This window comes from Bradyrhizobium sp. USDA 3364 (assembly GCF_054056355.1).
Genome location: NZ_JBSRYG010000002.1, coordinates 4235315 through 4248570, shown reverse-complemented (window position 1 = coordinate 4248570; position 13256 = coordinate 4235315). Strand labels below are relative to the sequence as shown.

The window sequence follows — 13256 nt, the reverse complement described above, 5'->3', positions numbered from 1 at the left end:
CGGAAAAGTGGGAACCGGTTTTCCGAAAAGATCATGCTCGAACAAAGAGATGAGATCGTGATGCGTTTCCGTGGAAACGCATTGCGATCTAGCACGCTCTAGCACGCTCAGGCGCGCTTGCGCAGGGTCGCCTCCACCAGGTCGGCCATCCCGGGCGGTAGCTTGGGCTCGTAGGTCGCGTAACCGTTCTTGCCGCCCTTCTTGGCGTCGTAGAGCGCATGGTCGGCGGCGGCGATCAGGCGGTCGGGGTGCATGCCGATCTCGCGGGTCCATTGCGCGATGCCGATTGAGACCGCGATCGGAATGTCATTGCCGGTGCACTGCTCGGCATCGGCACGGCACACTTCCAGCACGCGGCGCGCGATCATCGCCCCCTCGCGCAGCGTCGAGGACGGCAGCACGATGCAGAACTCGTCGCCGCCGGTGCGGGCCAGCATGTCGCCCGGGCGGAGCCTGGTCTGCGCCATCAGCGTGAAGTGCTGCAGGCAGGCGTCGCCGGCGGCGTGGCCGTGGGTGTCGTTGATGCCCTTGAAGCCGTCGAGGTCGATCACCAAAAGCGCGAATGCTTCGCCGTTGCGGTCGGAGCGCGCGCATTCCTCGGTCAACCGCTGCAAGAGATGGCGGCGGTTGCCGACGCCGGTGAGATCGTCGAGCAGCGCGAGGTCGGCGACCTCGTTGCGCAGCCGGTCGATCGCCATCAGCAGGAAGCCGAAATTCAGCGCCATCGACAGGAACACCATCAGCAGGATCGCCAGCGACTGGCCCGCATTGAAGCGGACGAAGGAGAATTCGCCGGGCTGCAGCAGCGCGCCGACGAGGCGCAGCGCGTAGATGGCGATCAGCACGGACGCGACGATGCCGGCCAGCCGCGCGCCGGGGCTGACGCGGCCGTTCTCGGGCGACAGCAGCAGCTTCAGCGTCAATGCCAGCGGCGTGACCTGGGCGATGGTGTAGACCAGGATGCGCATCGGGATGCTGTCATAGGCAAAGACGAAGACGCCGAGGCCAATGCAGGCGAACGCGGTGGACAGCGCGGTGCTGCGCCAGCCCACCGGCTTGCCGTAGAACCGCTCGATGCCCATCGCGGCAAGGCCGGCGGCGAACACCATCAGCGTCCCGGCCGCGATCAGCGGCGAGAGCGAGTCCGTCGTCATCACGCGGAGCATCGCGCAGGCGGCGCCGGCGGACGCGACGAAGGCGGACGCCGTCCAGAACCGCGCCGCGCCGAATGCAGGATAGCTGCGCGCGACATAGGCCCAGATCACGCCGAGCGCGAGAAAATTGATAATGAATACCGTCCAAAGCGTCGGAACGCTCAACATCGCCCCTGTTCGAGACCCGTATCGGCCTCGCCTCTTCTGAAATAGCCGCCCCACCGCTTGGGCGTTTCCCCAACGGCAATCCCCGTTGCCTTGCGGGACAGGATGCGGCCGCGCCGCTTAACGGACCGTCACCCGGCACGGGTGAATCCATGCTGTGGTTTTGAATTGATGAAGATGTGCGCATCCGCCATTTGCGCATCGTTAAGCATGACGGCGCGACGACGCCGCGCCGCTCGACACGCGGATGCTGGCGAAAAAGCTGGCTAAAACACGTAACAGCTGTGGATAACACGATGACGGCGCGGTGACAGCACGCGGCAGCCGCCTCCGAATCTGCTGAGTTTGATACTGAGGATGTTGCGAGGCTGGCCCTCCGCCAAGCATGCCTCGGAGTCGCGTTCAATCCATGAAACCCTGAGAGGATACTATGGCTAAGAAAGCGAAGAAGGCGAAGAAGGCGAAGGCGAAAAAGGCCACCAAGAAGAAGGCCGCCAAGAAGTAACCAATTCCAGCCCGGGTAGCGGCTCTTGCCCTGCCCGGGCATCCGGACCGGGACGACCGGCCGTAGCGACGCCAGCCTGGAAATACGTCTACCTCGAATTCACCAGTCTTGAATCGATCGGCCCCCGGCAGATGGGGCGCAGGGCAGCAGGCGCAAGGCCTGCTTTTTTATTGCCTGCACCCTATTGCTTGCATCAGGGCGCGCGCGGATGCGGCCTCAGCGCTCCGCGAAGGCGAGCTTGGCGCCGAGCACGGCAAAGCCCGCGGCGAAGCTGCGCCTGAGCCAGGCCATCACCTTCGGCCGGGTGATGACGCGGTCGCGCAGCGACGCCGCGAACAGCCCGTAGACCGCGAACACCGCGAAGGTCATCGCCATGAACACGAAGCTGAGCTCGGCCATCCGCGCCAGCGGGTGCGGCTCGTCGACGGCGATGAACTGCGGCAGGAAGGCCAGGAAGAAGATCGACAGTTTCGGATTGAGGATGTTGATCAGGATCGCGGTCACGATCACCCGCCCGCGCGAGCGCGGCTTGATCTCGGTGTCGACGGCGAGCGCGCCGCGCTCGCGCAGCGCCTGCCAGGCCATATAGAGCAAATAGAGGACGCCGCCCCATTTCAGCGCCGCGAACGCCACCGCACTGGTGTGCAGGATGGCGGCAAGCCCGAGCATCGCCGCGATCATCTGCGGCACGATCCCGAGCGTGCAGCCGAACGCCGCCGCCACGCTCGCCCGCGAGCCCCGGGTCAGCGCCACCGCCAGGGTATAGAGCACGCCGGTGCCGGGCGAGGCGACCACGATCAGCGTGGTCAGGAGGAAGGACCAGGTCATTTCAAATCCCCAATTTCAGATCTTGGCGGTCGCGTCATTCCAGATGTTGCTTCAGATAGTCCAGCACGCGCGGAAACGCATCCTTGAGACCGGAGCAGCCGCGCATCAGCACCACCGCCGGCCGCGGCGCGTCACCCTCGGGGCGCTCGAGATGGCCGATCAGGTCGGTCGCACCGTCGAGCGAGGGAAAATTGACCAACGTCTCGGCGCGGCAGGCGCTGCGGTCGCGACCGCGCCGGCCCTTGCGGTCGCGGCCGCGCCGGCCCTTGCGGGTCGCGAGCACGAACCAGACCAGTCCGATGGGCGACCACGGGCGGAACATCAGCCGGCAATATCACGGCCTCCGTAGCGGCGGAAGCGGCCACCGGCCATCCGCCATTCACCCGCGCTGACAGCTCCGTTATGCGGACCTCGATCCGCGGCCGGCCAACTCCGAGGCCTTGGTCTCGGCGAGGCGGATCACGTCCAGCGGCGCCCACGGCTTGGGCCAGAACGTCGCGCCGTCGGGCAGGCGCTGCCGCAGCGGCCTGCCGGAGGTGACGACCACGTCGAGATCGGGTTTGTATTCTTTTGCGACATGGGCGAGCTCGACGCCGGTCATGTTTCCGGCCAACTCGACATCCGTCAACATCAGCACGACACTCTCGCCGCTGCTCCACAACACTAATTCCGCGGCTTCCGCGCTCTCGCAGGAAATGACGTCGAACTCGCTCTCCTCAAGCAGCAATGCGATCATCTCGCGCTGCATCGGGTCGTCTTCAACAACCAGGGCCTTCGCACGATAGGGCTTCGATTGTCCCATGGCCGGCCTCCCTCGATGATCGCGATTTTGAGAACGAACGCAGATTCAATGCCCGGAATCACTGGATGGTTCAGTCTCAATTTGAGAAAAGTGAGGAACCGCCGTGTTCCCGCCTGGCAACCGCCGCCCTCGATCTGATGGAGCCGACCCGACATGACCGCGATCTCTGGATCCGCCGCCGCCGTGACCGGCGCCGCCAGCGGCATCGGCCGCGCGCTCGCGCTTGAACTCGCGCGGCGCGGCTGCGACCTCGCGATCGCCGATCGCGACGAGGCCGGCCTGCAAGCCGCCGCCGCGGAGATCGCCAAGGCGATCGAGATCACCAAGGCGATCGAGATCACCAAGGCGAGCCAGCGCAAGGTCACCGTGCACCGGCTCGATGTCAGCGAGCCGGACCAGATCACCGCGTTCGCCGAGGCCGCCGGCGCCGCGCATCCCGCGCTCAACATCGTCGTCAACAATGCCGGCGTCGCGCTGCTCGGCCAGTTCGGCGAAATCGAGCAGGCGCAGATGGAGTGGCTGTTCGACATCAATTTCTGGGGCGTGGTGCACGGCACCCGCGCCTTCCTGCCGCTGCTTTCGCAACGCCGCGAGGCGCATATCGTCAACATCTCCTCGATCTTCGGCATCGTCGCCCCGCCCGGCCAGAGTGCCTATTGCGCGGCCAAATTCGCGGTGCGCGGCTTCTCGGAAAGCCTGCGCCACGAGCTTGCGGTGGCGAATAGCCCGGTGAAGCTCTCCGTCGTGCATCCCGGCGGCGTCGCCACCAACATCGCGCGCAACTCGCGCACCGGCACCGGCGTCACCGACAATGCCCGCCGCGCCCAATCGATCGAGCGTTTCGACACGCTGGCGAAAACCACGCCGGCGGCGGCCGCGCAGCGGGTCATCGCCGGCATCGAGAAGAACCAGCCGCGGATCCTGATCGGCAACGACGCCCGCTTCATGGACCTGCTGCAACGCTTCCGCCCCGGGACCTACTGGAAGGTGCTGCAACGGCAGATCGAGAAGGCGACCGCGAAGGTGGCGGGGTGAGTTGATCGCGCGACGGCGCCAAATAGCCGGTGTCGTCCCTGCGAAAGCAAGGGACCCATAACCACAGGGGTGGGTTGGCGAAATACGCTGGTGCCGCAGCGTCGAGCATGATTGGCATTCGTGGTTATGGGCCCCGGGCAAGCCCGGGACGACACCGAGCATGTTGCGCGGTCGGTGAGCCTCACCCCAGCTGCTTCTTCACCCCCAGCGCCAGGCGGAACAGCGGATCGCTCTTCTCCGACGGATAGAGCGCGCTCCGCGTCACCTGCGGAAAATTGTCGTTCTTCCAGAACGACGCCGGCGCGAACGCGAATTTTGCGACCAGCCGCCGACCGAAATCCATCTCGTAGGGAAAGTAGTTTTCCTTCTGCTCGGTGCCGGACATCTCGGGGTATTCGCCGAGCAGATAGCCTTCCTGGATATGCGGTCGCACCGCCGACGGCGGGCAGACGCTGGAGAGGCGGACGATCTGCAGGCCCGCCTCCGCACTCGCGGTGATCGCGCCGCTGAGGTTGGGCACGCCGAGCACATAGAGGAAGGCGGTGTCGCTCCCCGCCAGCGAGGCAAAGGACGCGGCGATCCGGACCGAATGGGTGACGTCGAGCAGCGGCGTGGTGCAGACCTCGTAATGCTGCAGGATCGACCAGCGCAGAATGCGATGCCGCTTCAGCCGCTCGACCCCGAGCAGTTTTGCCTTCGCATACTCCGCGATCAGCACCTGCTCGGCGCGCCGCAAGGCCTCGAACCGCTCGACCAGCGTCGCCTGGTCCGGGTTGCCGCGGCCACCGCGAAACAGTGTCGGCTTCAGCGACGAGTTGCGCTTGATGTTCCTGTGGTCGGCGCTCTGGCCGCGAAACAGCAACACATGGTCGCGGTTGAGGAATTGCAGCTCGGCGATCTTGGTCGCGAGCTCGAGATAGGAGCCGACGCGATGGCCCGGCCCCTCGCGCACCGCCGAGTTCTTCGCGACCTGGCATCCCCTGCGGTCGAAGAACGACCAGATCTTTTGGCTGCCGATGGTTTCCATTCGATCACTCGATCGTACGTATCGTCATTGCGAGGAGCGAAGCGACGAAGCAATCCATTGTCCCCCATATGCTGAAAGATGGATTGCTTCGCGGAGCCTGTCATCCGGCGGCGCTTCGCGCCGACCGGGTGGTTCGCAATGACGTTGAGGCGATGCGCCCTCACCGCCCCACGAGCTGATCCGCAAAATACCCGATCGTCTTGCGATAGATCACCGCCCTGTTCCACTCGCGCATCGCCTCGAAATTCGCGCTGCCTTCGCCATAGGGCGCGCCCATCTTGAAGCCGTTCGAGTGCAGCAGGTTCGCGGTCGAAGCCAGCACATCGGCGACCGAGTGGCGCAGATCGACATGGCCGTCGCCGTCGAAGTCGACGCCGTACTTGATGTAGGACGACGGCAGGAATTGGGTCTGGCCGATCTCGCCGGCATAGGCGCCGATCATGTCGTTGAGGCGGAGGTCGCCACGCTGCAGGATCTTGAGCGCGGCGAGCAACTCGCCCTGAAACAGGTCGGTGCGGCGGCAATCATGCGCCAGCGTGGCGAGCACGCGAAATACCGGCAGCTTGCCCATGTCGCCCTTGCCGAAATCGGTCTCCAGCCCCCAGATCGCGACCAGGATCTGGCGCGGCACGCCGTATTGCGCCTCGATCTTCGACAACAGCGCCGCGTGACGCTGCAACATCGCCCGCCCGCCATTGATGCGCCCGGGCCCGACGCGGGTTGCGACATACTGCTCGAACGTCTTGTTGAAGGTGTAGCGCTGCCGCCGATCGAACGCGAGCACCCCGCCATCCTGCTGCACGCCACCGAGCGCCGCCGAGATCACGTCCTGCTGGATGCCGGCCGCGGCCGCATCCTGCGAGAACGACTGGACGAAGGCCGGAAAACTGCCGCCGCACCGGGCGGCATAGGAGGGAGTGGCAAGCAGCAAGGCGCCGAACACAACCGCCAAACGACACCTGAGCATGCAAAAATCCCTCCTGCTTCGAATGGCCCGATCATGCCATGGAGCAAACGAGGCAGTCAAAGCGTCGACACCGACATTCGCTTCCGCGGCTGCGCGCCTCAGTCCATGTTCACACCGTGAATTCCCGCGGCGCATTCATCAACCGAGCAGTGCGTCGCTGATGATCAATCCCTGAGCTGCCGCTCCAGCCCTACGAAATCGATCTCGGCCCAGCGCTCGGATATCCTGCCGTCATGAATCCGCCAGAACGTCATGCCGCGGAATTCGACGTGGCGGCCGGTCGCCGCAATGCCGCGCCACGGGCTGCGGTGCCGGCCGCGCCAGACGAAGCGGCCGGCGACGATGTCGCGCTCGGCCACCAGGCATTCCGCTACGGCCGACAGATCGGCGAAGGTCTCGTGCATCGCCGCCGAATGCGCGATCACCTCCTCGGCGCTCATCCGCTTGCCGGCGGCATGATCGAAAAAGTCGGAGGCCAGCTGCGCGCGGATCGCGTCGGGATCGAGACGATTGGTCACCGCGTCGTAATGCGCGAGCACCAACGCCTTGTTGGCGTCGAGGGTGGCGTTGGACATCGGCGATCGGCTCTCGAATGAAAAGTTGCAGAGAGAAGAGGATGCGCCTCATACGCGAATCGGACGGGGTGGTGCAAGTGACCATCGTCAGAAAAATCAATGATTTCGGTGCCGGCGCGTTTCGGCTTCGAAGCGAAAGGCGGTTGCCGGGACAACGCGGCGACCAGCGGTAACATCATCCGACGGCTTGATCGTGGTGCTGGCATGCAAGCAGCCGACGCACCGCACGGGTGCATCTCGGCGCGCGAGGCGTGAACGCCGGAGGCGCCGGCGGCGACCAAGAAGCACGAGCCGGCTCCGCCTGCCCGCGGCCGGCTGCCCGTATCTTGTTCATGCAAAGGCGCGCAGCTAAAGCCGGGCAAGCTGCTGCAACGACGCCGTCAATTGGGGATGCCATCGGATGACGATTTTCGGGACGAGGATGTGCCGCCGATGACGATCGCCGGGGGCTTCGCAGGCGTGCGCAGGATTGCCGCTTCGTTCAGCATCATCCTCGCGCTCGGCGCTGTCCTGGCCGGGCCGATCGACAGTGCCGCCGCGCAGGACTCCCGCGCCAAGCGCGCGCCGGCGCAAGGCGCCGGCAGCACGCAGGCGGTCACCGCGCAGATGAGGAACGCCATCGCGCTCGTGCGCAGCGGCAAGATCGACGCCGGCACGGCGCAGTTCAATGCAGCGCTCGACGCCGCGGACAGGCTCGACGACGCGCAGTTCGTGATGGGACAGTTCTACGACGCGACCGCGACGCTGCGCGCGGTCAAGCGCGACGACCTCGCCGAAAAACTGTTCGTGCGCGCCTTCCAGAGCAAGGCTGCGGCGCAATCGCCGCCCGGCAATGCCGACGTGCTGCTGTCATACGCCATCCTGCTGTCCGACCATGCCAGGATCGCCGAAGCGGTGCCGCTCTACATGAAGGCGATCGCGACCTTCAATGCCTATTGGGGCGAAGGCTCCGAGGAATCGCTGATCGCCAATGACAAGCTCGCGGTCGCGCTGTCGGCCAACGGTTCGGCGGCATCGGCGACCAATCTCGGCCGGCACAATTTCGAGCGCTCGGAGAAGGCGCTGGGGCCCGACCACCGCACCACCTGGAAGCTCGCCAACAATTATGCCGACATGCTGCGCGAGATCGGCGCGCCGGCGAAGGCGCTCGAGCTCGATCTGTTCGCGATCGAGAAGCGCGCCAAACACTACGGCGAGAACCACCTCAACACGCTGGTGACGGTCAACAATGCCGGGCAGGATTTCCTCAATCTCGGCCGCTTCGACGACGCCCGCCGCTATTTCCGCCGGCACCGCGCGATCGCGACCATGCTGGCGCCGAAGGACCCGAGTTTTGCGGGACAGGCCGACGCCTGGCTGTTCTACACCGACATGCTCGCCGCGGGTGACACAGCGATATCGCCGGCCGATCTGGCGCGGCTGGAGGCGATCGTCGCCAATGAGGAGAATTTTGCGGATTTCCTCCGCATCAAGGCAGCTGGGCTGGCCGCCGGCAAGCGCGAGCAGCGCGGCGAGCCCGACAAAGGCATGCGGCTGCGCGAGACGGCGCTGGCGATCTCAACCCGCGCCTTCACCGCGCAGCATCCGGTCTCCTTCGAAATCAAGCTCGGCATCGCGGTTGCGTTGATCGCCGTTGATCCGAACCGCGCGGTGCAGAACTTCACCGCGCTCGACCGCGAGATGTTCGACTGGATGAAGCGCGAGGTCGGCACCTCGGGCGATCGCGCCGTCGCCGAAGCGATCCGCGCCCATGCCGACCATCTGCTATTCGCATTCGGCCGCTTCGCCACCGGGGCCGGCTCGTCAGTGGCGCAGCCGGCCTTTGCCGCCGCGGTGCTCCGCTGGAAGACGCTCGGCGGCGGCGACGACACCGCGCTGCGCCAGCTCGAGACGCAGGTCGCGGATAAGGACGCGGAGACCGCCGCGCTGGTGCGCACGGCGCTCCGGCTCAACGGCGAGAAGCAGGAGCTGTTCTCGTCGGGCAATATCGACGACTGGGCGCGATCGGTGTGGCAGCGGCAGGACGCGGCCGAGAAGGCGCTTCAGAAGCGGCTCGATGCGATCAGCGTGAAGCTGCCGCAGGACCCGATCCGCCCCGCGCAGTTGCTGACGCAGCAGGAAGCCGTCATCAACTATTTCATCACCCGGCAGTGGAAGGCGGATCGCCAGTCGAAGGAGCCGCTGGCGGCGACCGTGCTCTACGCCATCGTCGAGACCGCGCAGAGCGAGCCGCGCGTGGTCGATCTCGGCGATCCCGGCCGGATGGTCGACATCGCGGTGCGGACCGAGATCGCGCGGCTGCGCACGACGCGGGCCACCGCGCCCGATCCCGACGCCAAGGGGCTCGACAACAGGGCGCTCGACACCAGGGGCCGCTTCCAGAACCTGCGCGCACGGCTGTTCGCGCCGCTGGAGCCGCTGCTGAAGGACAAGACCACGCTCTATGTCGTGCCCGACGGCTTCCTGTTTGCGGTGCCGTTCTCGCTGCTTCCCGGCGCCGACGGCGGCGTCCTGGAGGACAAGTTCACGATCCGGATGCTGACCAGCCCCGATGCGCTGATCGCGATCCATGCGCGCGAGAAGCTCGATCAGCAGGGCGCGATGCTGCTCGCCGGCGGCATCGAATACGGCGTACCGGGCCCGATGCCCCTGCCCGGCACGAAGACCGAGATCGAGGCGATCGCAAGGCTCGCCCGCGCACGCGGCGCGCCGGTCGAGATGCTGACCGGGCGCAGCGTCAGCGAAGGCGTGTTGCGCGATAAGATCGGCAAGGCGCGGATCGCGCATCTGGCGACCCACGGCTTCTACCACGACAGCACGGCCGGCGGCCTCGACACGCTGTGGCAGAGCGGCATCGTGCTGTCGGGCGCGGGCGACAGCCGGTGGCCGCTGCGCGACGACAACGACGGCTATCTCTATGCCTTCGAACTGATGGACTGGGACCTGTCCCGGCTCGATCTGCTGGTGCTGTCGGCCTGCGAGACCGGCCGCGGCGACGAGAGCTTCGTCAGCGGCCTGCGCGGTCTGCCGACCGCGCTCGGCATCGCCGGCGTGCGCCGCGCGCTGCTGACGCTGTGGCCGGTCGCCGACGAGGGCACCGCGAACTTCACCGTGCGCTTCTACGAGCATCTCGCGGAGGGCCTGACCTATTCGGATGCGCTGCGCCAGACCCGGCGCGATGCGCGCGACGGCAAGGTCGCGGGCGCCGCCGACGCCAGCGTGTGGGCGGCGTTCGTGCTGTTCGAGGGCTGAGACGGACACCGGACGCAAGAGAACGGTGGACATCTCGCAGGCCGTTGTCATCTTGACATGTCGCCGGATTACGCCCGATCGCATCGCAAGGACCTTCGCCGCCGGATTGCGCAGGGCAGCCCAGCGCGCAAGCGCACGGGATTTGCTTTGACAGCGGCGCCCCGATCGAGGACAAGCCGCGCATGCCGAAAAAACCCGGGACCAATCCCAAAGGCGAATTCGCCTTCTTCAACGTCTTCTATGGAGACGGCTCGCAGCGCTCCAACCGCCGCGTGCCGTCGGAGCTGATTGGCGGGCTCGACGGCGACGAGCCGGTGCGCGCCTTCCTGCGCGACCAGGACCGCGAGATCGCCGAAAAGGGCGGCCGCCCGCCGCTCGAGATCAAGACCATCGAACGGGTCGGGGCGAAGAAGAAGTAGCCCGCGCGAAGTCGCTCTCGAACGCATCTGTTCGCGAATTCCGCACTCCATCAGCATCAGAGCAAGCGGTACCCCTCTCCCCACCCTCCCCCGCAAGGGGGGAGGGAGCCCTTCCGCCGGCGCGTCCCTCACGCCTGCGACGATCCACGCAATGTGTTGTGGCGCGATGGACAAGCCTGCATTCGAAGTGAGGCGAGCACGCCAGTCAGGCTCCCTCCCCCCTTGCGGGGGAGGGTTGGGGAGAGGGGTGGCCGCGGGCACTGGCGGAAGAAGTTGCTCCCATCTACCTACAAACAAAAACGGCGGGCCTTTGCCCGCCGTTTTCATTGAATGAATGCTCGCAAGCTCAGTTGTCGAGGAACGACCGCAGCTTCCGCGACCGTGACGGGTGCTTCAGCTTGCGCAGCGCCTTGGCTTCGATCTGGCGGATGCGTTCGCGGGTGACCGAGAACTGCTGGCCGACTTCTTCCAGCGTGTGGTCGGTGTTCATGCCGATGCCGAAGCGCATGCGCAGCACGCGCTCCTCGCGCGGGGTGAGCGAGGCCAGCACGCGCGTCGTGGTCTCGCGCAAATTGGACTGGATCGCCGCGTCGATCGGCAGGATCGCGTTCTTGTCCTCGATGAAATCGCCGAGATGCGAGTCCTCCTCGTCACCGACCGGCGTCTCGAGCGACAGCGGCTCCTTGGCGATCTTGAGGACCTTGCGCACCTTCTCGAGCGGCATGCCGAGCTTCTCGGCGAGCTCTTCCGGGGTCGGCTCGCGGCCGATCTCGTTCAGCATCTGGCGCGAGGTGCGGACGATCTTGTTGATCGTCTCGATCATGTGCACGGGGATGCGGATGGTGCGGGCCTGGTCGGCGATCGAGCGGGTGATCGCCTGCCGGATCCACCAGGTGGCGTAGGTCGAGAACTTGTAGCCGCGGCGGTACTCGAACTTATCGACCGCCTTCATCAGGCCGATATTGCCTTCCTGGATCAGGTCGAGGAACTGGAGGCCGCGGTTGGTGTACTTCTTGGCGATCGAGATCACGAGACGGAGGTTGGCTTCCACCATCTCCTTCTTGGCCTGACGGGCCTCGCGCTCGCCCTTCTGCACGCCGTGCACGATCTTGCGGAATTCGCCGATCTCGAGCCCGGTGAGCGCCGCCAGCGACTGGATCTCGTGGCGCAGGTCCTTGATGCGGTCCTTCTCGTGATGGACGAAGTTCTTCCAGCCCTTGGCCGACAGCTTCGAGACGCGGTTGAGCCAGCGTGGATCGAGCTCCGAGCCCTGGTAGTTGCGCAGGAAGTCCTCGCGCGCGACGCCGTGGCTGTCGCCGAGGCGCAGCAGACGGCCCTCGAACGAGACCAGCTTCTTGTTGATGTCGTAGAGCTGCTCGACCAGCGAGTCGATGCGGGCCTGGTTGAGGCGCAGCGACTTCACCTCGACGATGATCTCGTCCTTCAGCTTCTTGTACTTGCGCTCCTGCGACGGCGACAGCGACTCGCTCTGCAGCTGGTTGGCGATGTCCTGCTCCTGGAGGCGCCGCAGCTTCTTGTACTCGGACGCGATCTTGTCGAAGGTCTCGACCACCTTCGGCTTCAGCTCGGCCTCGATGGCGGCGAGCGACATCTGGTTCTCGAACTCGTCGTCGTCCATGTCGCCTTCGGCGGCGGCCTCGCCCGGATCCTTCTCTTCCGTGCCGGCTTCGCCGCCGGCGGGCGCGGCGCGGAACGGGGTCGGCGACGGCGGGGCTGCGGGCGGCGCGACATGCGCCGGCGCGCCGGCCTGCGCTTCGCCGCCATTGCCTTCGGCAGCGGCGCCCTCGGCGCCGTTGTTGCCGATCAGGTTCGGATTGATGCCGCCCTTGGACTCAGGGCCCGCATAGGTGGCTTCGAGATCGATGATGTCGCGAAGGAAGATCTTTCCTTCGTTGAGTTCGTCGCGCCAGATGATGATGGCCTGGAAGGTCAGCGGGCTTTCGCAGAGGCCCGCGATCATCGCCTCGCGGCCGGCCTCGATGCGCTTGGCAATGGCGATTTCGCCCTCGCGCGACAACAGCTCGACGGTACCCATCTCGCGCAGATACATGCGCACGGGATCGTCGGTGCGCTCGCCGGGCTCCGACTTCTTGACCTCGGTGACGGCCTTCTGCGTGACTTCGACGAGCTCGTTGTCGGTCTCGTCGTCGCCGTCGTCCTTATCGTCCTCGCCTTCGCTGTCGTCGGCCTCGGTGACGTTGATGCCCATGTCGGAGAGCATCGACATGATGTCTTCGATCTGTTCGGGCGAGGTCGTGTCGGAGGGCAGCACTTCGTTGAGCTGATCGAAGGTCACGAAGCCGCGCTTCTTGGCCTGCTTGATCATCTTCTTCACCGCGGCATCCGACAGGTCGAGCAACGGCGACGGCGCGTCAGCGGCATCCTTCTCAGGAGCATCCGCTGCCTTGTCGTCCTTTTCCTTGTCCTTAACCTGCAGCGTCTTTGCCTTGGTGGCCATTCACTAAGCTCCCGAAACGCGGTCATGCAAAATGGCGCCACGCACGCG

The 13256-nt window shown here is 65.8% G+C and carries 11 protein-coding genes; 3 read left to right on the top strand and 8 right to left on the bottom strand.

Annotated elements, in window-relative coordinates; translation table 11 throughout:
• Positions 1–107 precede the first annotated feature (107 nt).
• The 4 genes from ACVILL_RS20075 to ACVILL_RS20060 form a co-directional block, all read right to left on the bottom strand.
• Entirely contained in the window at positions 108–1322 is a 1215-nt protein-coding gene (locus ACVILL_RS20075) for a GGDEF domain-containing protein (RefSeq protein ID WP_456730637.1), read from the bottom strand.
• 718 nt (positions 1323–2040) lie between these two features.
• Positions 2041–2652: a LysE family translocator gene (locus tag ACVILL_RS20070; RefSeq protein ID WP_456730636.1), complete on the bottom strand. Its 612-nt coding sequence runs from the start codon at positions 2650–2652 to the stop codon at positions 2041–2043.
• Between the two features lie 34 nt (positions 2653–2686).
• A complete protein-coding gene (locus tag ACVILL_RS20065; RefSeq protein ID WP_456730635.1) occupies positions 2687–2974 on the bottom strand; it encodes a hypothetical protein in 288 nt (95 codons plus the stop codon).
• 78 nt (positions 2975–3052) lie between these two features.
• Positions 3053–3454, bottom strand: coding sequence for a response regulator (locus tag ACVILL_RS20060; protein ID WP_456730634.1), 402 nt, complete (start codon positions 3452–3454; stop codon positions 3053–3055).
• Positions 3455–3607: 153 nt separating this feature from the next.
• On the opposite strand from ACVILL_RS20060, the gene ACVILL_RS20055 reads away from it, so the two are divergent.
• The gene (locus ACVILL_RS20055; RefSeq protein WP_456730633.1) at positions 3608–4489 is read left to right on the top strand and encodes an SDR family NAD(P)-dependent oxidoreductase; all 882 of its coding nucleotides are present in this window, start codon (positions 3608–3610) and stop codon (positions 4487–4489) included.
• Between the two features lie 181 nt (positions 4490–4670).
• Here ACVILL_RS20055 and ACVILL_RS20050 read toward each other — a convergent pair whose 3' ends face one another.
• From ACVILL_RS20050 to ACVILL_RS20040, 3 genes are all read right to left on the bottom strand, one after another.
• On the bottom strand, positions 4671–5516 hold the full coding sequence (locus ACVILL_RS20050; protein ID WP_456730632.1) for an FRG domain-containing protein: 846 nt from the start codon (positions 5514–5516) through the stop codon (positions 4671–4673).
• Between the two features lie 160 nt (positions 5517–5676).
• Complete coding sequence (locus ACVILL_RS20045; protein ID WP_456730631.1) at positions 5677–6483, bottom strand: lytic murein transglycosylase; 807 nt, start codon at positions 6481–6483, stop codon at positions 5677–5679.
• Positions 6484–6647: 164 nt separating this feature from the next.
• Entirely contained in the window at positions 6648–7058 is a 411-nt protein-coding gene (locus ACVILL_RS20040) for an ester cyclase (protein WP_456730630.1), read from the bottom strand.
• 432 nt (positions 7059–7490) lie between these two features.
• Between ACVILL_RS20040 and ACVILL_RS20035 the strand changes: the two genes are divergently transcribed.
• Both ACVILL_RS20035 and ACVILL_RS20030 read left to right on the top strand, forming a co-directional pair.
• The gene (locus tag ACVILL_RS20035) at positions 7491–10310 is read left to right on the top strand and encodes a CHAT domain-containing protein (protein WP_456730629.1); all 2820 of its coding nucleotides are present in this window, start codon (positions 7491–7493) and stop codon (positions 10308–10310) included.
• Between the two features lie 182 nt (positions 10311–10492).
• The gene (locus ACVILL_RS20030) at positions 10493–10729 is read left to right on the top strand and encodes a hypothetical protein (RefSeq protein WP_456730628.1); all 237 of its coding nucleotides are present in this window, start codon (positions 10493–10495) and stop codon (positions 10727–10729) included.
• A gap of 346 nt (positions 10730–11075) precedes the next feature.
• On the opposite strand, the gene rpoD is transcribed toward ACVILL_RS20030, so the two are convergent.
• Positions 11076–13208, bottom strand: coding sequence for an RNA polymerase sigma factor RpoD (gene rpoD / locus ACVILL_RS20025; protein ID WP_456730627.1), 2133 nt, complete (start codon positions 13206–13208; stop codon positions 11076–11078).
• Between the last annotated feature and the right edge of the window lie 48 nt (positions 13209–13256).

Bases quoted from the DNA above. Each gene is read 5' to 3' on its own strand.
- rpoD (WP_456730627.1), bottom strand. From the start codon at position 13,208: ATGGCCACCAAGGCAAAGACGCTGCAGGTTAAGGACAAGGAAAAGGAC.
- ACVILL_RS20045 (WP_456730631.1), bottom strand. From the start codon at position 6,483: ATGCTCAGGTGTCGTTTGGCGGTTGTGTTCGGCGCCTTGCTGCTTGCC.
- ACVILL_RS20040 (WP_456730630.1), bottom strand. From the start codon at position 7,058: ATGTCCAACGCCACCCTCGACGCCAACAAGGCGTTGGTGCTCGCGCAT.
- ACVILL_RS20070 (WP_456730636.1), bottom strand. From the start codon at position 2,652: ATGACCTGGTCCTTCCTCCTGACCACGCTGATCGTGGTCGCCTCGCCC.
- ACVILL_RS20075 (WP_456730637.1), bottom strand. From the start codon at position 1,322: ATGTTGAGCGTTCCGACGCTTTGGACGGTATTCATTATCAATTTTCTC.
- ACVILL_RS20055 (WP_456730633.1), top strand. From the start codon at position 3,608: ATGACCGCGATCTCTGGATCCGCCGCCGCCGTGACCGGCGCCGCCAGC.
- ACVILL_RS20060 (WP_456730634.1), bottom strand. From the start codon at position 3,454: ATGGGACAATCGAAGCCCTATCGTGCGAAGGCCCTGGTTGTTGAAGAC.
- ACVILL_RS20065 (WP_456730635.1), bottom strand. From the start codon at position 2,974: ATGTTCCGCCCGTGGTCGCCCATCGGACTGGTCTGGTTCGTGCTCGCG.
- ACVILL_RS20035 (WP_456730629.1), top strand. From the start codon at position 7,491: ATGACGATCGCCGGGGGCTTCGCAGGCGTGCGCAGGATTGCCGCTTCG.
- ACVILL_RS20050 (WP_456730632.1), bottom strand. From the start codon at position 5,516: ATGGAAACCATCGGCAGCCAAAAGATCTGGTCGTTCTTCGACCGCAGG.
- ACVILL_RS20030 (WP_456730628.1), top strand. From the start codon at position 10,493: ATGCCGAAAAAACCCGGGACCAATCCCAAAGGCGAATTCGCCTTCTTC.